Source organism: Pseudoalteromonas sp. PSi26, from assembly GCF_054960575.1.
Genome location: NZ_JBHNYT010000019.1, coordinates 39,941 through 63,455, shown reverse-complemented (window position 1 = coordinate 63,455; position 23,515 = coordinate 39,941). Strand labels below are relative to the sequence as shown.

General features: G+C 41.2%; 20 protein-coding genes. 6 read left to right on the top strand and 14 right to left on the bottom strand.

The features are described from left to right. The first annotated feature begins 325 nt into the window (after nucleotides 1-325). Both ACFI34_RS17060 and ACFI34_RS17055 read left to right on the top strand, forming a co-directional pair. Nucleotides 326-901 carry a DUF7010 family protein gene (locus tag ACFI34_RS17060; protein WP_462674354.1) on the top strand — a complete coding sequence of 192 codons (576 nt, stop codon included), beginning with the start codon at nucleotides 326-328 and terminating at the stop codon, nucleotides 899-901. 58 nt (nucleotides 902-959) lie between these two features. Continuing rightward, the gene (locus tag ACFI34_RS17055) at nucleotides 960-1,346 is read left to right on the top strand and encodes a hypothetical protein (RefSeq protein ID WP_303430737.1); all 387 of its coding nucleotides are present in this window, start codon (nucleotides 960-962) and stop codon (nucleotides 1,344-1,346) included. 341 nt (nucleotides 1,347-1,687) lie between these two features. Here the strand turns inward: ACFI34_RS17055 and ACFI34_RS17050 are convergent, their stop codons facing one another. The 4 genes from ACFI34_RS17050 to ACFI34_RS17035 form a co-directional block, all read right to left on the bottom strand. Beyond that, complete coding sequence (locus ACFI34_RS17050) at nucleotides 1,688-2,776, bottom strand: OprO/OprP family phosphate-selective porin (protein WP_462674353.1); 1,089 nt, start codon at nucleotides 2,774-2,776, stop codon at nucleotides 1,688-1,690. After that, the gene (locus ACFI34_RS17045) at nucleotides 2,766-3,365 is read right to left on the bottom strand and encodes a DUF4956 domain-containing protein (protein ID WP_006793551.1); all 600 of its coding nucleotides are present in this window, start codon (nucleotides 3,363-3,365) and stop codon (nucleotides 2,766-2,768) included. The genes ACFI34_RS17050 and ACFI34_RS17045 overlap by 11 nt, the downstream gene beginning before the upstream one ends. A gap of 1 nt (nucleotide 3,366) precedes the next feature. Next, the gene (locus tag ACFI34_RS17040) at nucleotides 3,367-4,281 is read right to left on the bottom strand and encodes a polyphosphate polymerase domain-containing protein (protein WP_462674352.1); all 915 of its coding nucleotides are present in this window, start codon (nucleotides 4,279-4,281) and stop codon (nucleotides 3,367-3,369) included. A gap of 77 nt (nucleotides 4,282-4,358) precedes the next feature. Beyond that, a complete protein-coding gene (locus tag ACFI34_RS17035; RefSeq protein ID WP_462674351.1) occupies nucleotides 4,359-6,914 on the bottom strand; it encodes a CotH kinase family protein in 2,556 nt (851 codons plus the stop codon). 129 nt (nucleotides 6,915-7,043) lie between these two features. On the opposite strand from ACFI34_RS17035, the gene ACFI34_RS17030 reads away from it, so the two are divergent. Beyond that, the gene (locus tag ACFI34_RS17030; RefSeq protein ID WP_462674350.1) at nucleotides 7,044-7,505 is read left to right on the top strand and encodes a thioredoxin family protein; all 462 of its coding nucleotides are present in this window, start codon (nucleotides 7,044-7,046) and stop codon (nucleotides 7,503-7,505) included. Between the two features lie 449 nt (nucleotides 7,506-7,954). On the opposite strand, the gene ACFI34_RS17025 is transcribed toward ACFI34_RS17030, so the two are convergent. Then, the gene (locus ACFI34_RS17025; RefSeq protein WP_462674349.1) at nucleotides 7,955-8,833 is read right to left on the bottom strand and encodes a LysR family transcriptional regulator; all 879 of its coding nucleotides are present in this window, start codon (nucleotides 8,831-8,833) and stop codon (nucleotides 7,955-7,957) included. A gap of 122 nt (nucleotides 8,834-8,955) precedes the next feature. Between ACFI34_RS17025 and ACFI34_RS17020 the strand changes: the two genes are divergently transcribed. Further along, nucleotides 8,956-10,032 (top strand): YeiH family protein, encoded by a 1,077-nt coding sequence (locus ACFI34_RS17020; protein WP_462674348.1) that lies wholly within the window; start codon nucleotides 8,956-8,958, stop codon nucleotides 10,030-10,032. Nucleotides 10,033-10,058: 26 nt separating this feature from the next. Here ACFI34_RS17020 and ACFI34_RS17015 read toward each other — a convergent pair whose 3' ends face one another. Continuing rightward, nucleotides 10,059-11,369 (bottom strand): DASH family cryptochrome, encoded by a 1,311-nt coding sequence (locus tag ACFI34_RS17015; protein WP_462674347.1) that lies wholly within the window; start codon nucleotides 11,367-11,369, stop codon nucleotides 10,059-10,061. 163 nt (nucleotides 11,370-11,532) lie between these two features. Continuing rightward, nucleotides 11,533-13,254, bottom strand: a complete 1,722-nt coding sequence (locus ACFI34_RS17010; protein WP_462674346.1) for a DUF885 domain-containing protein — start codon at nucleotides 13,252-13,254, stop codon at nucleotides 11,533-11,535. A 218-nt stretch (nucleotides 13,255-13,472) separates the two neighbouring features. Between ACFI34_RS17010 and ACFI34_RS17005 the strand changes: the two genes are divergently transcribed. Together ACFI34_RS17005 and ACFI34_RS17000 are read left to right on the top strand one after the other, a co-directional pair. After that, a complete protein-coding gene (locus tag ACFI34_RS17005; protein ID WP_462674345.1) occupies nucleotides 13,473-14,060 on the top strand; it encodes a DUF4202 domain-containing protein in 588 nt (195 codons plus the stop codon). Between the two features lie 27 nt (nucleotides 14,061-14,087). Then, nucleotides 14,088-14,591 carry a TFIIB-type zinc ribbon-containing protein gene (locus ACFI34_RS17000; RefSeq protein ID WP_462674344.1) on the top strand — a complete coding sequence of 168 codons (504 nt, stop codon included), beginning with the start codon at nucleotides 14,088-14,090 and terminating at the stop codon, nucleotides 14,589-14,591. A gap of 77 nt (nucleotides 14,592-14,668) precedes the next feature. Here the strand turns inward: ACFI34_RS17000 and der are convergent, their stop codons facing one another. The 7 genes from der to pilW form a co-directional block, all read right to left on the bottom strand. Beyond that, nucleotides 14,669-16,135, bottom strand: a complete 1,467-nt coding sequence (der, locus tag ACFI34_RS16995) for a ribosome biogenesis GTPase Der (protein WP_462674343.1) — start codon at nucleotides 16,133-16,135, stop codon at nucleotides 14,669-14,671. Between the two features lie 74 nt (nucleotides 16,136-16,209). Beyond that, nucleotides 16,210-17,388: an outer membrane protein assembly factor BamB gene (bamB, locus tag ACFI34_RS16990; RefSeq protein WP_462674342.1), complete on the bottom strand. Its 1,179-nt coding sequence runs from the start codon at nucleotides 17,386-17,388 to the stop codon at nucleotides 16,210-16,212. A gap of 10 nt (nucleotides 17,389-17,398) precedes the next feature. After that, on the bottom strand, nucleotides 17,399-18,019 hold the full coding sequence (locus ACFI34_RS16985; RefSeq protein WP_006793569.1) for a YfgM family protein: 621 nt from the start codon (nucleotides 18,017-18,019) through the stop codon (nucleotides 17,399-17,401). A gap of 19 nt (nucleotides 18,020-18,038) precedes the next feature. Continuing rightward, a complete protein-coding gene (hisS, locus tag ACFI34_RS16980) occupies nucleotides 18,039-19,319 on the bottom strand; it encodes a histidine--tRNA ligase (RefSeq protein ID WP_462674341.1) in 1,281 nt (426 codons plus the stop codon). Nucleotides 19,320-19,578: 259 nt separating this feature from the next. Then, nucleotides 19,579-20,697 (bottom strand): flavodoxin-dependent (E)-4-hydroxy-3-methylbut-2-enyl-diphosphate synthase, encoded by a 1,119-nt coding sequence (gene ispG, locus ACFI34_RS16975; protein WP_006793571.1) that lies wholly within the window; start codon nucleotides 20,695-20,697, stop codon nucleotides 19,579-19,581. A gap of 5 nt (nucleotides 20,698-20,702) precedes the next feature. Next, the gene (locus tag ACFI34_RS16970; RefSeq protein ID WP_462674340.1) at nucleotides 20,703-21,563 is read right to left on the bottom strand and encodes a RodZ domain-containing protein; all 861 of its coding nucleotides are present in this window, start codon (nucleotides 21,561-21,563) and stop codon (nucleotides 20,703-20,705) included. Beyond that, nucleotides 21,560-23,434 (bottom strand): type IV pilus biogenesis/stability protein PilW, encoded by a 1,875-nt coding sequence (gene pilW / locus ACFI34_RS16965; RefSeq protein WP_462674339.1) that lies wholly within the window; start codon nucleotides 23,432-23,434, stop codon nucleotides 21,560-21,562. The genes ACFI34_RS16970 and pilW overlap by 4 nt, the downstream gene beginning before the upstream one ends. Between the last annotated feature and the right edge of the window lie 81 nt (nucleotides 23,435-23,515).

Sequence of the window (23,515 nt, the reverse complement as noted above, 5' to 3'; positions counted from 1 at the left end):
ACTTGTTACCGGTCTCTCAATAGAGGAGCCTACGCTCAATCGAACTACTGTATAAAAGGCTTTGGTTGCAGCCAAAGCTTGGGCCTCACATTACCCGAACTAGGTTAGAATAATAATTAATTTATGGGTTTATTATCCATACAAGTGCATTAAGAAATGGGACTGCTAACAGCTTGCTCAGTTCTGCTTTGCAACACATTTTAGCAAGTTATTATCAGCCCCTTATACGGTTGTTGAGGCAGTAGGTTTACTCATTTTTTAAAAAATAGCCAGTTGGAGTTGTTCTGCAGTCTCGTTATGTAAAATGAAGGATTGAGGAGATAGTATGACATTGGAAGAATTAAGAGCAGACTTTGAATGGTCTGCTAAACGATCATTATCTATGCCTATAGCTGGAGCTATTTATTGGCTTGTAGTGGCAATAGTATCAACTCAGGTTCCTGTTAGTACGGGGTTGTTAGTGTTACTTTTTGGTTCAGGGTTAATTTTTCCAATTGCTTTATTGATATCAAAAATAACCAAAGAAGTTGTTTTCTCTTCAAAAAATCCTTTGGCAAAACTTATGGGCGCTTCTGTCTTAATGGTAAACTTGTTATGGGCAGTCCACATACCATTATTTTTATATGCTCCTGAGTTCCTAACTTTAAGTCTTGGTATTGGTTTAGGTTTGCATTGGGTAGTGTACTCGTGGATTATTCAACACCCTTTAGGGCTAATTCATGCGGGATTACGTACTGCGTTAATTTTAGTTATGTGGTTTTCATTCCCAGAATCACGTATTTTGGCAGTAGGCATTTCTATTGTTCTTGTATACTGTTTAAGTATTTGGCAAATGATAAGCAGACCATTATCACATAACAATTTAAGCCAAAAGGGCAGCGCAAGCGACGCCTCTTCTTAAGGCATTATGTTTCATCGTAGGGTCGGTTTACACTCTGAGTACTGTCAAGGAGAGACATATGAATATTATTCCATTATTTGGAGGGGTTATTTTTAGCGCGTTAGGCATTTACGTATGCTACGACTATCGACGCTTCAACAAGAACGCACTTAAAATTAAAGGCAGAGTTCTTCGTTATGAGGAATACATTGCTAAAGATACTGATAACATTAAGAGGAAAGTGTATAGGCCATTCTTTGAGTTTACAGTTAATGGCTCTACCTATGTTGTTAAATCTAAAACTTCATTTCATTCTAAAATCATTCCCGTAGGTCATTATGCAGATGTTTTATACCACAAAGGTGATGAAGAAAATGCTCGTCTAGCTGAAGGTAATGGTGCGGGGTTAGGTATTTTATTTATAGCCCTCTCTTTACCAGCATATTATTTTGGGTTGTTTCATTAATACATATGTTGTTACTTTGAAAACAATAAACATAACAAGAACATGAAACGATAAGTGCTCTTCACCCGTTTTAGTGTACACCCCCTCATTACTTTGAAGCCAAAGGGGGCAAACTTGACTTCATCCATTAGCCCCACAGTTGCCCGCTCAGAGAGAGCTTGGCTTGGAAATGAGCTCAAGCTTTTAAGTTAGTGCGATGAGTTCCAGCTTCATTAGTAACCTTTTTGCAGTTTATTTATTATATTGGCCATAACAGCTTAATTAAAAAGCCCTGTGCTAAACGTTACGTTTAACACAGGGCTTTGTAGTTTTAGATTAACCGGCTTAACATACAAAGCGTATTAAAACGAATACTGCAGCCTTAATGAGATTGCATTGCCCGATGTGATAGTACCGCCTGCTTCAAAGTAATCGGCTTTAATGTAGTCGGCCATAAACTTTATGTTTTTGTTTACGGTGTAGTTAACGCCGAGGGAGTAGGTTTTTGCGTCTTGGTTTTCTTGCTTGAGCTTAAGTAGGCTGTAGCGGCCAGTGAGCTCCCAGCCTGGCTCTGAGCTTGCGCCTAGTTTTGCGTTTTTATACTTACGGTATCCGCCCGATAGCTGATAACCAAATTGCAAATAGCCGCCTTCGTAATCGTTAGTTGACTTTTCAATACTGGTTACTTGTGCTTGTTGCCACTCGGCCATCATGGTAAATCTGTTTTTAAGCCATAGTAGCTCTACGCCTTGTTGCGAGAGGCTATCTGCATTAATTTTATCGCCTTCTATTAATGAGTCGGCGGTATAAACTTCAAGAGGTTCATTCACTCTAAATTCGTTACCGTCGTACTGCCTTTCACTAAATGCAACGCCAAGATGTAATAAGTTAGTATCTTGCTGCCATGGCAGCCAAGTTACGCGCCCTGTAATAGCAGACGTTGCTTCGTTTTCATCGGGCTTGTAGTAACCTAGCTGCCAATTTACTGAGGCTATGTCTCCGGAAAGGCTAATACCTAAGCTACGCCCTGGTGAAAACGCTTCGCTTATCATGCTGCGTTCGAGCATTAGTAAATTACGAGAGCTGGTTAGTTTTTCTAGGCCAAAACCTTCTTTTTGTTGGCCTATGGTTAAATCGGCATATTTCCAGCCAGAGTATTCTAAGTAGGCGTCTTTTATTTCGGTTTCGCCATCGGCAAAGCCAAGTTGAAATTTACTTTTCCAATCTTTGCTTATGTCTGATTTAAAACTTAGGCGAGCGCGGCGTATTTCAGAGGTACTTTCTGAGCTGCTGTCGTATTGTCCCTCTAACAATGAGCTATCAAACTTGTTGAAGTCGAGCATGATATAGCCGCTTAGGTCTATATCGTCGTTAATTTTGGCAAAGCTTGTGTTACTAACAAAGCAAAGAGCTGAAAATGCGGCATAAGTAATCGTTTGTTTAGAGGTCATGTTGGGCCGCCTTTGTTTGTTTTTCGGCTAGGTAACTTACTTTTAGTTGCGCTACGTCTCTTAAAAAGTCGATGTGTTCTATATCTACGGCAACGACGTTTAGGCCTGTGCGCTGTTTTAAATCATCAATTAGTGTGGCTTGGTTTTGTGGGGTTATGTTTTCTATGCGCTCGTAGCAAACGCTTTGTACTTCGTAGCGTTTTACAAATACGCTTGAGTCAATCAAAAAGGCAATTAAGCAAATAATGCCATTAAGAATACTTAGCTCAATTAAGCTCATTTGCCCTACAGAGGTCAGTAAAGCAATGGCAGTAACAAGGAATAAGTAGGTCATTTCTTTAATAGAAATAGACTCAGTGCGGTACCTTAGCATGGTAAATACGGCAAATAGGCCAAATGCAAATTCCATTGACATATCAACCCCGTGCAGCAAAAAGGTAATAATAAAAACGCCTACGCCAAATAAAATAAACGAGCCTGCCACCACTGCATTTTTACTGATGCGAAAATAACAGCCATAGCAAAGTACAGCCAGCGATAGGATGTTAACTAAAAAGCGGGAAAGAAAAATAAGATCTAATTTGGTCATTTTAATTATTCTCTAAAGGTAATAGTGGGTTAGTGCGGTTAAGGTGTTTTAAACGGGCTAAAACAGGTTTAAAGCGGTTTACTTTTAAGCGCTTGGGGTAGAGCAAAGCACAGCCAATACAGTATTTACTAAACGAGGCAGGGAATATGTGGTGTTTGCTCATAAGCTTATAAAATGGCGAGTGTTTTGTTTTTTTACGTTGCTTAAGTTCGGCAATAAAAAAGCCTGGTAGTGTTATTTTGTTATCGCCTTTTGGGGTGTTGTACCACAGGTTAAAATCAAGCGTTAAGCGCTCGGCTTTTTCTTCGTTGGCTAAGGCTATGCGGTTATAGCCGCTTTGCTGGGTTACATTTAAATGTGCAAAGCTGTTTTTCATTTGCTCTTTCATAAATGCAGTACAATGGGCTTGCTCGTTGTTTTTTTCGAGCTTTATACGTGTTTTAACAGTGCGGCTTTGGTTGTTTTTTAGTTTTACTTCTAGGTATTCGGTGGCGGTATCAACGTAGCGCCTTTGGCGCACTTTGTAGCGATTAAGCTTACCGTTATGGTGGGCTTTATATAAATCAAGCTCGGGCGTATCAAAGTACTGATTATAGTAAGAGAATAAACGCTTACCTTGTATATCAAGTACCCGGTACTGGCCTTGTATATGAGTAAGTAGCTCAGGTAAAAACGATAGTGGTAGCATAAACTTACTGTCTACACGGTTCATTAAATTAGCATTATTAAGATCGTTTAATCCGTAGCCTTCAAATGGGGTGAGTAACTCGTTAATTAATGTTGATAATGAGCCATCAGCATTTGGCTTTTCGGGCTGAGCCTGCTTATTTTTAGTGTTTATTGCAGTAATTGCTACTGGTGAGATTGAAGTATCCTTTTCAAAAAGTTCATCCTTAAAACGTGCTTGAATTGTCATAATTTTCTCAGATTATTAAATTGCAAAGTTATAGAGTGCAGTGCCAGCGTGCTGACACCGCATGAAGGATGGGTTGTTTATCTAGAGCAAAATCCGCTGCCATCGCCCGCTGAGGGCAATGTGCCATCGAGCTGCGCGACCATATTTGCTACGCGGTACTGCATAAAAGACGTTAAGCCGTAAAACTGCCCCGTTGTAGAGGTTAGGTTTTGCTCAAAGTAGGTTGAGCCATAAAAGCTGGTTGGGTCGTTTTGTACGTGCTCACGAATTAAATCGGCTATTTCATTTACGCGTGCGTTAAATGTGTCGCTTGAAAGTGAGCCATTAATAAGCTGTGTTAAGTAACTGTGGTAGGTGTCTAGGTTGCTTTGCTCGGCAAATACATTAGCAATTAATGGGCGCTCGCTTAATGCCCCGCTTACTGGCTCATCAATGTAGAGCTCTCTTACATCTACGCTATTACAATCCATGTTAAATGTGCCAAATGACTCATTAAAATCCCACGGCAAAATGCTAAATACGTCATCGTCATCGTAAATATAATAGTTATGTGCAAGCGGACCGTGGTAGCTATCTAAATTGGACAGTGAAGTACTAACCGACATATAACGTAAAAGTGTGTCTACTTCTATGGCGCTGGTTTCGCCTTTATCGAGCGATTCAACAAAGTTAATAAAGGCGCCGTTATCTGTGGTGTCTTCGTTGGTTTGCAGGTTTATATCGGTGTAGCTTTGTATGTCGTCACCTAGCCAGAGTAAATCGCTGCCTGTGCCATCTGGCTTGTATAAATCGCCGTTACTGTTGGCAAAGTGTTTTTCAATAAATTCGCCATCTATTGCTTCTACCATTAAGTACAAACCAAATAGCTCGCCGTTTACATAAAAGTTAACATAAGCATGCTCAGGCGTTGGCACGCCCATTTCATCCATAAGATCGTAGGCGATTACTTCACGCATGTACGACGGGTCGTTAAACGAGTTTTGTAGTGTGAATTTTTTTAGCCCAAAAAACTTTTGCCCCGACACATATTCGTTAATATCAACCTTAAAGCTGTAACGGTCGCTGCTAGAGTTGGCAACATTTCTTAAACTTGAGCCACCTTTAGTGCGAATAGCCACGCTATCGAGTGTTACCCCATTAAAGGTAATAGCGGTTTCGTGATATTCCTCATCAAGTGGGTTATCTAGAATGTCTTGCCAGTTTTCGTCAGTAATTGTAATAGAGAGCGTATTAACCGCTGTAGGTGTAAAGGCGGTTGCAACTGTATTTTCACTACTTGGAGTAGGTGTTAAAAACGCATGAGTAAAGCCAGTACTGCTACTTAGGCCGTAACTAAAGCCTGTGGCTACATCACTTTCATCCCAGTCAATGTAGTCAATTACTTCATCGTTGAGTATTAAGCTTAGCTCGTCTTCTTTGCCTAGTTTAAACGGGACGTAGTAAGTACCTGGGTCTTCATCGGTGGCATAAATAGTGATGTATTCACCCGCGTATAAATCTATGTCGGGTAGAGTGATGGGGTCTATGTCGTCGCTTTCATCAATAACGTGATAGTTGGCTAAGTTAATTGTATTTGCGCTGTTGTTGTATAGCTCAAACCAGTCGTTGCCATCGTCTGCGGCGCTTGCCACTATTTCGTTAATAACGAGCGGCCCGTGGGTTGCTTGGCTGTTTGAGCTGAGCTCTGTTGGAGTGAGTACCGCAGTTGCATCACTGCCATCTGGGTAGCGGCCATAGCTGTAACCGCTCAGGGCTTGGCCTTTATTCCACGATAACTGCTCTATAATTACATTGTTACTGTAAAGGCTTACGGTATCGCTTGCGCCTAATTTAAACGCAACGCTTGGCAGATCGCTTAAATCATCGGTGCTTGCGTAAATACGGTAAAACTCACCCGGCGATAACGTGATATCGGGTAGAGCAAATTGTTCGTTATTATCATCACTTAGTGTGTAGTCTGCTAAATAAACATCGCTACTGCTTGTTACATAAAGCTCTATCCAGTCCTCGCCGCCGCTGCTGTCTTTTGCTACTACTTCGTTTATACGAAGTGGTGCATCTTCAGCAATTAGCGTTGTAACAAGTGTAGAGGTATCGGCTGTTTGGTTAGCTGCGCCTTCTGTTGGCGTTAATGTTTGCGCGGTGCCGGTGCCATCGGTGTATAAGCCGTAACTAAACCCTTCAGCGGCTTCGCCTTCTTCCCAATCAAGTACAGAGATAGCAGTGCTGTCCTCGTATAACGTAACCGCATCGTCGCTTCCTAGTTTAAAGGTAACGTAATAACCGTTATCGGGCGGGGTGTCGGTTTCATCAATGGCTTGAATAACAATAAACTCACCTTGCGAAAGCGCTACTGCGGGTAAAGGTTGAGGCTCTCTGTCGGTGTTATCATCAACAAGTGAAAATACCGATAAGTCGGCTATATCTTCAGTGGCGTATAGCTCAATCCAATCGTAGGTTGTATCGCGTGGGCTTGCGACAATTTCGTTAATAACTAAGCCCGTTGAGGTGTTTGTTGATGATGAGTCAGTTTGCTCTGTGCTGCTATCGGTTGTTTGCTCAGTACCGCCACAGCCATACAAAAATGTAGTGGAGGTAATTAATGAATAAAATAGTAGGGGTTTTATGGTCATTGATGCGATCTTTTTTATTTTAATAACGTGGTAAAACAATAAAAAAAGAAGGTGCAAACAATGTGTAAACATTCAGTAATATTCAGTATAGTGAGCTTAATTACTCATTTTAAAAGTTACCTTAACCTAATGATTAAAAAATTAATTTTATTATGCGCCTTAAGCATGCCATTGGCAGCGTGTGCTGACGATGTTGCGCCATTTTCAGGTGATATAAGCGCGCAGGCTTTACTAAACGATTACGATAAATTTAGCGAATATTACTCAACGTTTACCCCTACCTCTAAAGATATTGCGTTAATGCAAAAGCTTAAAGGTAAAGAGCTAGTTGTATTATTTGGTACTTGGTGTCACGACAGCCACCGCGAAGTACCTAAACTGATTAAACTTCTTGAACAGTCAAAAGTTGAACTGGCAAGTGTTAACTATGTGGCAGTGGGTTACAACAAGCAAGACGATGCAGGTGTTGCACAGGCACATGATTTAAAATACACCCCTACATTTATTGTTAAACAAAATGGTAAAGAGTTGGTGCGTGTGATTGAAAAACCCACGGGGTCATTGGCAGAAGATTTAACGCAGGGTCTGTAAGTGTTATGTGAGCATCAACCAGTTATTTTATTTATAATTAAAATGGATATTTATGAAGTGTAAAAAGTGTAAAGCAGGGATTACTTCACCTGTAGTTAAAACGACAAATCTTAACGGGACTCCAATCGCGTCATCATCTTGCCCTGTGTGCGGTGAAAATTTAGATGGTTCAAAAAAATATTGGGTTTTATTAATTATTTTAATTATTGGTATTGGTTTAGCATCAAGGTATTTTTCTTAACCTTAGTTATATTATCCACACATGTGAATGAGCATGACTTTGGTATTGATTATTAGTCTTTTACTTAAAGTTATGTGGCTTATGACATTAATGCGATCTGAAAAAACTCAATTGTGGTTTGTGAAAAATGCAAACAAATTGCATTTAGCTAAAGTTTTTTCGCTTATAGGTGACTTACAATCTAATCATAGTTTTACACTCATAACTTCTATTCACTAAACAGGCTTTTTTCGAACGCTTGCGCAGCATGCGAAGACGGTCTGTCTTTATAATGCAGTTGATAAAGAGGCCGAGAGAGTTGCTTGTTATTTTTTTGGCTCAGGCGCGTTAATTTGCCTAACTGCACTAAATCTTCAGTGACTACATTTGGCAATAAAGCGACCCCCATACCTTGAGCGACGGTCCTGGCAATGGCTTCGTTGCTGCCTAATTGCATACTTTGCTCTGCTTGTACGCCATGCTCAGCTAATAACTTTACAGACATTTCTAACGTGCCCGAGCCTGGCTCGCGCAGTAGCCAAAACTGCTCGTTTAACCATGCTTTTAAGTCTTTAGTGGGCTTAAAGTTGCTCGGTATAACCACACTCATTAAATCATTTTGCCAGTGCTTACTTATTATATGATGCTCGGTAGGTGTGCCTTCAACCAGTGCTAAATCGATGGTGCATTCAAGTAATGCGTGCTCAATTTGCGCGGTATTAGCCACTTGTACTTCTACTTTTATATGCGGGTATTGCGCACAAAATTTGGCTAAATAAGGCGGTAGCCAATAACTGGCAATGGTGGTGCTGGTGCCTATAACTAATGTACCGCGCTTAAGCCCCGTTCGCGATTTTATATCGTCTAGGGCGGCTTTTTCGATAGCAAAAATACTACGGGCGTGATCATACAAGGCTTGGCCGCCTTCGCTTAAGGTGAGCTTTTTACCCTTAGATGCACGTTCAATAAGTTGAATATTTAACTGATGCTCTAGCTCTTTTAGCGCCTTAGAAACAGCAGGCTGGCTTATAAAAAGAGCCTCGGCTGCACCTGAAAAGCTACCCAACTTAGCCACTGTATAAAACACCCTAAGTGCATGTAAGTTCATTGAACAACCTTAAATTGTATAACCTTAAGTTATCAAATCATGATTTTAATATATTGGAGTTATATTTTGAGCTTTCTTACAATTAAGTCAACACATCAACATGGTTTAAGTGAGGGAATATTATGCTTAGCGCTATTAAAAATGGGTTTCAGCCTTTGGTTATTAATACTAAGCAATACGGCGATACGCGCTGGTGGTTAGGTATGCTGCTGGTGGTTGTGTTAGCGGGGGCATCTGTTGCATTAAGTAAGTTACCTATAATGCAAAGTGCGCAATTTAGCTCACTCACTATTGGTATTGTGCTTGGCATTATTGTGGGCAACAGCGTTTTTGCGCACATTGCTACGCGTACAGATGTAGGCGTTGATTACGCCAAAAGTATATTACTCAAAGCGGGCGTTATTTTATTTGGGTTTAGAATTACCTTTGCGCAAGTAGCGGGTGTAGGCTGGCATGGCCTATTAACCGATGTGGTAATGCTGTTAGGTACGTTTATATTAGCAATACAGCTAGGCAAGCGCGTTTTTAAGCTTGATGAACAAACAACCATACTTATTGGTGCGGGTAGTTCTATTTGTGGCGCCGCTGCGGTAATGGCAACAGAGCCGGTTATAAAAGCGCAGGCGCATAAAGTATCCGTAGCGATGGCAACGGTGGTGGTATTTGGCACGTTAAGTATGTTTGCCTACCCAATACTGTTTGAGTACATGGGGCTGAGTGAACACGCATACGGTATTTTTGTTGGTTCAACCATTCATGAAGTCGCACAAGTGGTAGCAGCAGGGACTGCGGTAAGTGCCAATGCAGCCGACACCGCCGTGATAGAAAAAATGCTACGCGTAATGATGCTTGCGCCATTTTTAGTAGGCTTATCATTTTGGCAAAGTAAAAAGCATGCAAACATAAACGCACAGGGCGGCGAACAAAAATCAGGAATTACGATTCCTTGGTTTGCGTTGTTATTTATAGTGGCAAGTGGCGTTCATTCGTTATCGGTTATTCCCCAAGGTGCTACAAACGCCATTATATGGTTTGACAATATATTACTTACCATTGCCATGGTCGCACTTGGGCTGCGTACACATGTTGGTGCTATTCGCCAAGCCGGTATTAAACCACTGTTATTAGCTGGCTGTTTGTTTTTGTTTTTAACCTTAGGTGGCTTTGCCATTAATGTTGGCATTGCGCAGCTGTTTTAAATATAACTAGGTGGAGGTAGATTGGCTTAAATAGGCCAATCTACTTCGTTTAAGTGATCGAGCTGTGCATCAGGGCTTTGATTGCCTCCCCATTTTTTGGTGTAAATGGATTTAGGGTCAAACTGCTGTGTTTGCTTTTCAATATTGAAGTGCCGCCCGCCACGTGGGTCAACGCCTACTCCCGCTATGTACTGCCAGTTGCCCCAATTGGCTGCTACGTCATGATCAATTAGCTGCTGCTCAAAATAAGCTGCGCCGTAACGCCAATCGAGTGCCAGCTCGTTAACTAAGCAGCTTGCCACAATTTGCCTTGAGCGGTTTGTTATAAAACCGGTGGCATTGAGCTCTTTCATGATGGCATTAACCAAGGGGTAAGGCGTTGTGCCTTGGCACCAAGCAGCAAAACGGTTTGGCATAAACGTAGTAAGTGGCTTAGTTTGCTTTTGCCCCTTAAAACTAAACAAGCTGCTTTGTACATTTAGCGCGTGCCATTTAAAGTATTCGCGCCACAGTAGTTCAAACTTAATCCAGTAGGTTGAATCGTTAGCGATATGTGTTTGTTCGTATTGCTCAACCGCATTGTATATTTGTTTTGCGCTAATACACCCAAAAGCAAGCCATGGGCTAAATTTAGTGGTGTTGTCAAAGCCGTCAAGCGCGTTGCGAGTTATTTTGTAAGTGCTAGGTAATTCGCCTGAAAAGTACTGTTCACAGTGTTTTTGTGCACTTGTTAAGCCACCATGCATTGAGTTGTTAATTGCTTTTGGCAACTCAATTGGGTTTTTAGCGCACAACGTAATAGGTTTAGGCAATAGCTCGGTTGTAATGTGCGACAGCGTGATTGGTATGTTGGCAGCTTCAACCTTCTTTTTAAATGGGGTAAAGCTTTTGGGTAAATCTGTTAAGTTAAATGGCAGTTCGTTTTGCTGATACAAGGTATCCTGCAGGGTACCGGTAAACAGGACTTCAGGACAATGAGCTTTTAATAAATTAACTTCGCGCTGTTCGTACACACCAAATTGCTCACTATAAACCACTTCTTCAATGTGTTGCTCTTTAATACGTTGCTTTAAAACACTAACTGGTTCGCCTTCTAGCACGTGCAGAGTTTGGCCTCGTGCAATTAATGCTTGCTGTAATTCATAAAGGCTTTGCATTAAAAAGGTGTGCTTGTTTTCACCATACTGCTTTTGCTGATAATTTGAGTTTTTAAACCAGTTGGGGTTAATTACAAACACGACGTCTAGTGCGCATTGCTGTAGTGCAAGTTTGCTAAAGATTGGGTTGTCGTTTAGGCGTAAATCGTTTTGTAGCCAATATAAAATGCGTTTGCTCATACTTTTGCTCTGGTTTTTATGATGATTAAATCTACGAAGCAAAAGTCGATGAGGATTAATTAATAGTGTTTAATCGACTAAATTTTAAAATGAGTGCAAGACTTTAAGTTAGAAAAAGGCGGTAAAGTTACCGCCTCTGATTTTATTGAAGCAGGGTTTTAAATTATGGTTTTTGCTCTGCTATCCAATCGTTTATAACGTCTTCAAGTACTGCCATTGGCAGGGAGCCTTGGCCTATTACAGTGTCGTGAAAGCTGCGTATATCAAATTGAGCGCCTAGCTCTTTTTCGGCTTTTGCGCGAAGCTCTCGTATTTTTATTTCGCCCATTTTGTAAGAGAGCGCTTGGCCTGGCCATGAAATATAACGATCTATCTGATCTTCCACCGCGCTTTGTGGTAAAGCGGTGTGACTAGCTAAGTAGTCAATTGCTTTTTGGCGGCTCCAACCAAATGCATGAATACCGGTATCAACCACTAAGCGTACTGCACGCCACATTTCGTAGCCTAAACGGCCAAAATCGCTGTAAGGGCTTTGATAAAAACCCGCTTCTTTACCTAAACGTTCTGTATAAAGCGCCCAACCTTCGCCAAATGCAGAATGGCTAAGTGTGCGCCTAAATTCGGGTACATTTAGCTCCATAGCAATGGCGTTTTGTAAATGGTGCCCGGGTATGGCTTCGTGCAGACTAAGTGCTTCTAAATTATATAAAGGCTGCAGTTTAGGTGTTGAGGCTAAAAAATAAGTGCCTGGCGAGCGGTTATCTGGCGGTGGCATATAAAACGCACCACGGCTTGCAGAGCCTTTAATAGTAAAGGTGTTACGAGGTAAGTGGCCAAAGTAAGTGGGTAATTTGCCATACATTTTTTGCGTGATATAAGCGGTTTTTTCAAGTAGGTCTTGCGCGTCTTTTGCGTAAAATTGCTCATCGGTTGCTAAATATTCTAAAAATTCACTATAGGTGCCATCAAAGCCTACTTCATCAATAATATTTTGCATTTGCGCCTTAATACGCGCGACTTCTTTAAGGCCTAGCTCATGTATTTGCTTTGGTGTGGCGCTTGTTGTGGTGTAGTAATTAACGGTGTATTTGTAATAATCAAGCCCGCCTTTAACGCTTGCAATACCAGGCTGCGTTCTACAATGTGACATATAGTCATTTTCAAAAAATTCGTAAAAATGCTGATAGGCAGGAATTACTTTTTCTTTAATTACCGCTTGTGCTTTTTGTTTTAAGCTTGCTTTTTGCGCTGCGCTAAAGGTTTTAGGTAAACGCGTAAAGGGCTCGTAAAGGGCGCTATTTTCGGGGTTTTTAACTATGTGCGCGCTAATGCTTTGGTTGTAATTTTCAAAGGTTTTACAGTAATGAGTAAAGCCTGTTTTTATACCTTCTTTCATTAAATCAATATTTTGCTGATTAAAGCGCGGGTAGTCGGCAAGGCTGATTAAAAATGCGTTGTAATCATCAGCTGTTAAAAAAGCCATGTTAGCGGGCGCTTCTGCAAAGTAAGTATGCCAGCCACTTAAAAAATTAACCGGAAAATACTTATCTTGATAAAGGTAGCTTTGCTGCTCGGTTTCTCGCTCATATTTAAATAAGCGGTAGTTCATTAGCTGATCGTTGTTGAGTGTTTTTGGGTTAATACGGGCTAAGCTTTTTAGTACGCTGTTGTTATAAGCTTGGCGCTTTGCAATGGCTTGCTCGCTCCAATTTGGTAATGTACCGTTTGGCTTCCAGCCGTCTGGGTCGGTACGGAAAAATATTTTTTCAGCTTTGGCGTTTTGCCAGTGGTTATCAATAATGGTTTTTAAGTCGCTGTTACTATCGGCAAGGCTTGGTAGCGAGGTGGCTGCTAAGCACATAGCTAAAATACGTTTTTTAAACATAGTCATCCGTTATTGGCGAGTTAGTCGCGCTTTTTTATTTTAATTTGTGTTTAATATAGTACCAAGTTAACTTAAGCAATGCGCTTACTTTTCCTCATATGTATTTATCGATTGTATTTTAAGGTTGAGCAAATTTCACTGCATAACTTACAGCAGCTCTAGTTTATTGTTTTATCAGCGTTTAGAATAATTAAAACTTATTATAAAAAATGACCGTCATGTTTAATAAAGTAATTGCCTTAATTGATGAAGCAAACAATCAAGACCCAAACAATGAGCAATTTAATGGGGAGAGTGTTCCTAAAGAGTACTTATACTCACAGCGTATGAGCGATATGCTTAGCCGATTTAACCCAGACGCTGACGAGCTTATGCAAATTGCAGTGCGTGGGCAGCATATACAGCGCTGGAAGTCGCCGCGTAGTGACTTTGAAATGAATAAGCAGGGCTATCATCAATGGCGCAGTGCACTTTATATATTTCATGCAAGTAGCGTTGTAGCGCTTATGCAGCAAGCTGGTTACGGCGAAGCTGAGCAAAACCGAGTGTACGATGCAGTCGCTAAAAAGAATATTAAACGTAACCCCGACAGCCAATTAGTAGAAGACGTAGCAAGCCTCGTATTTATTGAGCATTACATGTTGGGGTTTGCTAATAGTAAGCCTGATTACGATGAGCAAAAATGGATAGGGATTATTCGCCGTACATGGCAAAAAATGTCAGATGACGCGCATGAGTTTGTACTTGCAGGTAATATTACATTGCCAGCGCCGCTTGTTGGGCTTATTCATAAAGCGCTTGAGTAAATGAACATAAATAAAAAGGAATTTTAAATGTATTGTCCTCGTAGTAATACGCCACTTGAACCTTTACTCGTTGGCGGGATTACTGTTTTTACGTCAGCGCAAGGCGCCGTGTTTTTTGATAACAGCCAAATTTTTAAGTTTAGCTCGCCTGAGTTAAAGCATGGTCAGGTTCTACTTAAGTATTTGAGTGAATATAGCGAGAGTGAATACGATGTATCGCTACGAATTAATTGCCCGAAGTGCAAAAAAGTGGTGATGATGCGCCGGTTTTTTTCACCGCTCAAAGTGGTTGAGATAGACGAGTGCCCAGGTTGTGCAGGAATATGGCTTGATAGTGGCGAGCTGGCTAAAATACACGAAAACCATTTAACACCTAAAGAGCGAAAACTGTTAGCCCACGAAATGGCAACCAATCATGGGTTTGTAACTATTAAACCGCCTGCTTCTAGGTTTATGCCAACTAATAAAAATAAAAGTGCGCACGAAACCACGGTTGAGAACTTAGTGCGCTTAGCTTTACTTAGCTTGTAACGTTTAATAATGTATTAAAACAAAAACGGCGTACTAAAAAGTACGCCGTTTTTTGTAGTAAATTAACTCTAACGAATTTATTTATTACGGTTTTCTTTTGCGAAAGCACGTATTTTACGTTTTTGCGAAAGCGTTACTTTATTAGTACGCCCTGCAAATGGGTTATCACCTTCTCTAAATTCAATTTTGATTGGGGTGCCCATAATTTTTAGTGCTTTACGGTAATAGTTCATCAGGTAGCGTTTGTAGCTATCTGGTAAATCGTGAACTTGGTTACCGTGAATTACAATACGTGGCGGATTATAACCACCGGCATGCGCGTATTTAAGCTTAACACGACGACCACGAACAAGTGGCGGCTGGTGATCGGCCTGTGCCATGTCCATTATACGACGTAGCATAGCGGTGCTAATACGTTTAGTTGCTGACTCGTAAGCTTCATCAACGGATTCAAATAAGTGGCCAACACCTGTGCCATGAAGTGCTGATATAAAGTGCAAGCGTGCAAAGTCAATAAAGCCTAAACGACGGTCAAGCTCTGTTTTTATACGATCTTTAACGTAGTCATCAAGACCATCCCATTTGTTCACGGCAATAACCAATGAACGACCCGAGTTAAGCGCAAAACCTAATAAACTTAAGTCTTGATCAGATATACCATCGCGCGCATCCACAACCAGTAAAACAACATTACAGTCTTCAATGGCCTGCAGTGTTTTAATCACTGAGAACTTTTCTACTACGTCGCTTACCTTTTTACGTTTACGAACACCGGCTGTGTCGATCAACACGTACTCTTTTTCGTTTCGTGTCATAGGGATATAGATAGAGTCGCGCGTTGTACCAGGCATATCGTACACAATTACACGTTCTTCACCTAGTATACGGTTTGTAAGTGTTGACTTACCTACATTGGGACGACCAATAATTGCAAGCTTTACCGGTTTATCTGCAAATGCTTGATGGTCGGTATCATCGCCTTCACCTTCTTCGTAAAGGTCTATTAGCTCTTCATCGTCATCGGCTACGTCTTCATCTTGTGCTGCTAGTTCGGCAATAACAGGCTGAAGTGTGTGCTCAAGTAAAAGCGTAATACCGCGACCATGCGCTGCTGCAATGTGATGAATTTCACCCAGCGATAACTGGTAAAATTCAGCACAGTTTGAATCAGCGTCAATGCCATCGGTTTTATTGGCAACAACAAAACATTTTTTGTCTTGCTTGCGAAGATGATTAGCAATAGCTTGGTCGGCAACGGTCATGCCTACGCGGGCATCAACTAAAAACAGTACGATGTCGGCTTCTTCAATTGCAAGTAGCGATTGGTCAGCCATTTCGATCTCGATGCCTTCTTCAGTGCCATCAATACCGCCCGTGTCTACCACGATAAATTCATAGCCATCGTAACTAGCTTGGCCATATTTTCTATCTCGTGTTAAACCTGGGAAATCGGCTACGAGTGCATCACGAGTACGTGTTAAACGGTTAAATAATGTGGATTTGCCCACATTGGGTCGCCCAACTAGAGCGATCACGGGAAGCATAAACTACCTCTTTAAAAAACAACAAAAGGCTTCGCAGAGCGAAGCCTTATAAAAACCATATGACTATTAGTAAGTTAGTTTGGTATTGTTACCGCACTTACTTCACCGTCACGGGTGTATAATATCAGTTTGTCGTCGGCAACAACAGGTTCAACAAAGAAGCCTGAGCTGTCAAAGTCTTCACGCGCTACTAACTCGCCAGTTTCCTTGTTTAGCCAGTGTAGGTTACCTTCTTGGTCGCCTAGGGCTAAATAGTTACCTGTAACAGCAGGACCTGTTAAGTACCAACCACGAAGTGCGGGCTGGCTCCAACGTTCAATACCTGAATTTTTATCTAATGCATAAACAACGCCGTTGCTGTCTACTACATAAATACTTTGTGCATCCATCGAAATTTCGCGGTAGCTGCTGTATTCACGTTTCCAAACAACATTACCAGAGCGAATATCCACTGCAGCTAAGTTGCCGTTGTATGCAATTGCATAAGCGTATGGGCCGCTAATAAGCGGCTGCGTATCTACATCAACGAGGCGTTCAAATTCTGAAGCACCTTTTGCAGCTGCAATTTCTGCGCTCCAAGCTGAGTAACCACTTTCTGAAATTAATACGCTTAATTTACCTGTTTCAAGGCCAACTAAAACACCACCGTTTGCAACAGTAGGTGCACTTTGTCCGCGTAATGTAAGTGCTGGTACTTCTTGTTCAAAGCTCCAACGCTCTTCACCAGTATCTGGGTGAAGTGCTAGTAATTTACCCGAACCTAAGTTTACAAATATTAAGCCATCGCCTGCTGCTGCTTTTGAAAGTGATTCACCTGGTACGTTTTTACGCCATACCTCTTCGCCGGTTTCGCGATCGAGTGCTACAACAAAGCCATGTTCAGAACCGATATACAGTTTACCATAAGCTTGTAATATACCGCCTGATAATTTTGCTGAACCGTCGTCGCTCCAAGGCCAAAATGAGGTGTCTTGGCGTACGTCAGTGTCCCACTGTACATCGCCGTTAGTAAGCGATAACGCTTCTACTTGACCTTCGCGGTTAGCAACATAAACAGTGTCTTTGTAAACAGCAGGTGTTAAGCGAGAAAAATAATGCTCTACGCCGCTACCTACCGACTCTTGCCAAACCACATCAGTTTCAAATTGATTGACGATTTCTGGAAGGACTAGTTCGTCTTCTTCATCACTTGATGAACAACCCATTAGCGTTGCCATACATAGGGCAAGGGTTGCGGTCGTTAATTTTTTCATACCTAAAACCTTATGCCGCTGGGCTAGTTACTGCTAGGTCATCTAACTTAACTTGTAATAAAGGGTTGCCTGTTAACCCTCCTGCATCTACCGCAGCTTGATAAGCAGTACGTGCTTGCTCTTTATTACCTTGCTGGGCATAAATATCGCCTTTGAGCTCTGCAACGTTTGCATTAAATGCTTCAGGTAATGGTGCATTGAGTGTGCTTAAAGCATCGTCAAAATTAGTTTGTGCAATTTGAATACGCGCTAAACGTGTAATCGCAATCGCTTTTAATTCTGCATTATCAACGTTTGATACAATCCAGCTTAACTTTTCGCTAGCAACATCTAACTTTTGTGCTTCTACCGCATCTTTAGCGGCAACAAACGCCGCAAGTGCTGCATAGTTTGTATCTTTATTTTCACTGATAAAAGCATCAGCTGATGATAAAACATCATCACCTTCAACTAATTTAGTGTAAGAATCTGACGCTTGCTCAGCGGTTGTAATTTGGTTTTGGTTGTAAGCTTTCCAACCATATAAGCCACCTAAGCCGACAATTACACCAAGTGCCAGTGAAAGACCGTTTTCACGGAAAAAGCGTTTAATTGCTTCTGCTTGTTCTTCTTCTGTTGAATGTATATCCATGATTACCTCTAATATCTGCTTAGCCGTTTATAAGCTCAGCTAGTAGCGCTTTAGCTTGTTCTAATTCTAATGTGACTTGTTCTTTACGTTCACGTAAATACTTTATGGTCACAACGCCTTGTTCTAATTCATCTTCACCAATAATTACGGCAACAAGTGCATCGCTTTTATCGGCACGTTTTAATTGTTTTTTAAAGTTTCCGCCACCCGCATGAACCATCACTCGAAGGCCAGCCACATCACGGCGTAGTTCAGACGCAATAATCGGGGCTTGAATACTTGCTTTGTCGCCCATTGCCGCTAAATATATATCAGCATTACGGCGAATGTCACCAACACATTCAAGTGCCTGAAGTAACAAAACTAAGCGCTCTAGGCCCATTGCAAAACCAACTGCTGGAGTTGCCTTTCCACCAAGTTGCTCAACTAAGCCATCGTAGCGTCCGCCAGCACACACAGTACCTTGCGCGCCAAGGCTGTCGGTTACCCATTCAAATACTGTGCGGTTGTAATAGTCTAAACCGCGTACCAATTTTTCGTTAACCGTGTATGAGACGCCAGCAGCGTCTAAACGTTCACATAAATTTTCAAAATGTTCTTTTGATTCAGCATCTAAATGTTCTGAAAGTTTAGGCGCATCAACTAATATTGCCTGTACGTCAGGATTTTTGCTATCAAGCACACGTAATGGGTTTGAATACATGCGGCGTTTTGAGTCTTCATCAAGCACGTCAGTATGTTGTTCAAGGTAAGCAACAAGCGCATCGCGGTATTGTGCGCGAGCTTCATTAGACCCCAATGAATTAAGCTCTAATCGTACATGCTCGGTAATGCCAAATGCTTCCCACAGCTGTGCTGTTAATAAAATAACTTCAGCATCTATATCGGCTGTGGCAATACCAAAGGTTTCTAAACCAAATTGGTGAAATTGACGATAACGTCCTTTTTGCGGACGTTCGTGACGAAACATAGGGCCCATATACCAAAGACGTTGCTCTTGGTTATACAATAAGCCGTTTTCGTTACCAGCGCGTACACAGACTGCAGTGCCTTCAGGGCGAAGAGTCAGTAAATCGCCGTTGCGATCAGCAAAGGTGTACATTTCTTTTTCTACTATATCGGTTACTTCACCAATAGAGCGTTTAAATAGATCTGTTGATTCTACAATAGGAAAACGAATTTCTTGATAACCGAACGATGCTACAGTCTCGCGTAAAATGTTTTCTACTTTCTGCCAAATTTGTGTATCGCCCGGCAGACAATCGTTCATACCGCGAACTGCCTGAATTTGTTTTGCCACTGATAAATCCTAATTACTGTTTATGTGTAATAAAAAATGCTTACACAACGAGAATGCTAAAAATTGACCCGATATTATATACCCAAACGACCCCAAGATGCGAGCGTCGTGGAATTAAAAGAAACTACCATTATTAAAAGTATTTCTTTGATATAAAGTCCAAATGAAGCGTTGAACTCTGTATCTTATGAATGCTTAGGTCAATCTATTATTATACAGGTCAACGCCAAACACGAGTGCTTGGCGGTTTATACGTTATTTATTCGACTATTTTTACATCGATAGGGGTTTGGCTTTGTTTTTTATCTATGAAATCGCGAACGTAGCCCTCTAGTTGCTCAACAATATTGTTATTGTCGATACGGGCTTTTTGACGTTCACCATTAATATACAAACCAGAACGGCGATTTGCACCGGCAAGGCCAATATCACTGACGAGTGCTTCACCAGGGCCATTTACTACACAACCAATAACCGATACAGAAACCGGTTCGATTATATCTTCAAGGCGTTCTTCTAGTTGGTTCATAGTGCTTACTACATCAAATTCTTGGCGTGAGCAGCTGGGGCAGGCAATAAAGTTAATACCACGAGAGCGAATGCGCAGTGATTTTAATATATCAAAGCCTACTTTTATTTCTTGTACCGGGTCGGCGGCGAGTGATACTCGTAATGTATCGCCAATACCTTCAGCTAGTAACATGCCTAAGCCAACAGCCGATTTAACCGAACCTGAACGCATGCCGCCAGCTTCAGTGATACCCAAATGCAAAGGCTGGTCTATTTCTTTTGCAAGCAAGCGGTATGCGCCAACAGCTAAAAATACGTCTGATGCTTTTACCGATATTTTAAATTGATCAAAATCAAGGCGACGCAATATATCTACATGGCGCATTGCTGATTCTAATAACGCCTCAGGTGTTGGTTCACCATATTTTTCCTGTAAATCGCGCTCAAGTGAGCCGCCATTAACGCCAATACGAATAGGGATGTTGTGCTCGCGAGCTGAATCAACAACAGCTCTAATGCGCTCTTCGCTTCCGATATTACCAGGGTTTATACGTAAGCAATCTACGCCATACTTTGCCACTTTTAGGGCTATGCGGTAATCAAAGTGAATATCGGCAACAAGCGGAATACTGACCTGCTCTTTTATACTTTTAAACGCTTCAGCTGCGTCCATAGTGGGTACCGATACTCGTACTATGTCGGCGCCAGCATCTTGTATGGCTTGAATTTGTGCAACGGTTGCATCAACGTCCATGGTGTCGGTATTAGTCATCGACTGCACGGCAATTGGAGCGCCGTCGCCAATAGGCACATTGCCTACATTAATACGGGTGGATTTTCTGCGTTTAATTGGTGATTCTGAAAACATAGCGACTACTCTGCTAATGGTAATGTAAATTTGGCTAAACGGTTCTTAGGAAAAGCCGAGATATCCACTGGCTCACCGTTTAAGGTAATGTTAACTACATTGTGCTTACCAAGCACAACAGCAAAAGGAGGTGTGCCAGAAACAGTCATTCTGTAACCTGCTTTTTTAACGCCAAAGGCTATTTTTTCGCCTTCTCCGTCGTGTATTTCGACCCAACTCTCGTCATTGAATAGCATTTCTATTGTGCTGATGTTGGCTTTATCGGTATCTGACTCTGCAGTTTGTTCGTTAACTGTTTGTGTTATTTCGTTATTTGTTAAATCTGTACTTTGCTCAACAGGCTCTTGGCGTAACTCATCAGCGTCGTTTGCCGATTTTTGCTGTTCAATATTCGTTGATTGAATGGCTTGGCGTTCACTCATTATAGTGTTGCCAATATTTATATTTGTGGTTTGCTCTTCTATGGGGGTGGCGTTTTGCCAAAACCATAAAGCTGAGGAGCCAATAACAATGGCTATTATAACGTAGGTAACTAACATTAAACGGCTATCGCTGGCTTCTTTTTCTGTACGACGAGAAAAGCTTTGCATGTTCGCTGGTTTTGCTGGCTCAGGTGGCGCTGGCAACATAGCTAATATAGGGGCGCTATCTACCTTTAATTCGCGGCAATAGTTCTTTATGTAGCCTTTAACAAAAGTAATAGGTCCTAACGCTTGAAAGTCGTCATTTTCAAGGTGCTTAATTTGAAACTCAGATAGCTTTAGTGGTTTAGCGATGGTTTCAATGCTTACCTTGGCTTGCTCTCTGTGTGCTTTTAAAATTTGGCCTACTGTAGGCTGCTCGCTTTGCGTATTTTCTTCATTCATAATAGGTATGAGTCTGGATCCACTAGTAAAAGTCTATGTCCTGGTTTTAGCTCTATATCAGGACTTAATTTATTCCATCGCATTAATTCATCAATTAATACTTGCTTCTGGGTAGCAATATCGTAAAGGGAGTCGCCAGATTTAATTTCGTAATAAATATTAGGATCGTTTAAGTAAATTTTGCTGCCATTCATGACCCGATCCGACTCTTTTAATCCATTCCATTGTAGGAGCTTTTGTAGTTTAACATTGTATCGCACCGAAATGCTAAATAGGTTTTCACCAAACTCAATGATATGAAAAGGCACTCGTAATGGAGCCACTTTAGGATTTAGCATAGGTAATGCTGTTTGCTTATTTGACGCTAAATTTGTAAATGTAACATCATTACCGCTTTGGTAATCACTCGTTTCAAAAATATCTTCGTTTTTAGTGGCTTCGTAAAAAACAACATTTGAGTCGTTATTGGCAGCTGTCGTGTTCGTCGTGACTGCTGGCTGATTTATTTGAGGAGAATTAAAGTTAGCCGTTTTAGGCGCCCCAAAAGAAATAATTTTCACCTCTTCTTTTGGTTGTGCTGGTACTACTTTAGCTGTTACCGTTGAAGCTGCTGCTGTGCTTGACTTAGTAACAGGTTCTTCAACAACGGACTCAGGCATATTTGTTGTATTTGGTTGAGTTGTTAACGCAAGTAATACCGCAGATGTATCTGTTGATGGCCCTGAGGGTTTAATTTGTTTTGTTTCAGCTTGTACTGGCTGTTTTGCAATTGGTGTTACAGGTGCTTTAGGTGTAACTTTTTTTGGAGTCACTTCTGGTGTTGTTGCAACTTCATCAACAGTTGTTTCTGCGCTTGTGTTCATATCATTTCTGGCTATGACCGGATTCGCATCTTGCGTGTTTTGTTCAGGCTTTGCTGGGGTTAATTGTGCCGGTTGCTTAATAATCAGGCTTGTTGTGCTGTCTTGATTAGGTGCCTTTTTTCTTACTATTTTTATTTTTGGTTTTGCACTTATATACGTGCTGTCTGCATCAGCTTTTAACTCATTGAGTTTTGCCTTACGATATTTCTCGCGCAGCATTTCAAATTCGTTAAATCGTGTGCGTTGCTCTCTAATTGCGTATGCTTCGTTACTAGTAGAATAGGTTTGTAAAAGTGTGCTTGCTACTTTTTCGGCTTCTTCTATTCGACCCATACGATTTTTAACTAAATAGCTAAGCATTAAAGCACGCGAAGATACTCGGCCTGTGTCGTCATGTTTTTTAAGAATGTCGTTTGCTTTGTATAAGTCACTTTTTGCATAAAACAGAGCCGCTAAGCTTATAAGAGTAGAGGTTCGTTGAGAGCTATGATTAAGCGCTTGTTTAAAGTATGTTTCTGCGTTTTCAAAATCATCAAATTCAATGGCGCACAACGCTAGATTTTCGTAGCTCTCGGCAACACGAATATACGTTGGAATTTCAATGGCTTTTAAAAATTGGTCGGTGGCACGGTCGTACTCATCAATACCACACAAAAATACACCGTAGTTGTTAAGTGTATTAGGATCATCAGGCTTTATATCTAATGCTTTTTGATAGGCTCTGTCGGCTAATGGGTTTTCACCTACTTGCTGATAGTAATATGCCATAGAGTAGTGAACTTCAGGTAAGTTGGGAGCGAATTCAGCAGCGCGTTCTAGGTTGTATTTTGCTTGTGAATTATTACCTGTTTTTAGATACTGTAAGGCTAAAGCTATTCGAGTGCGTGCTGCCCCGGCGTTATTAATTTTATTTTTGACAACGGGCTTATTACTGCCGTTATAACTACTTTCGGTAACACAGCCACTTAAAGCCAGTGCCGATAGTGTTATAGCAAGTATAGATCGCATTACCTTATCTCTTTATTTTTGTCCATATTGCCTATATTACCTAAAAGCCCTCATGTTGCATCAATTATTTAATAATAAACG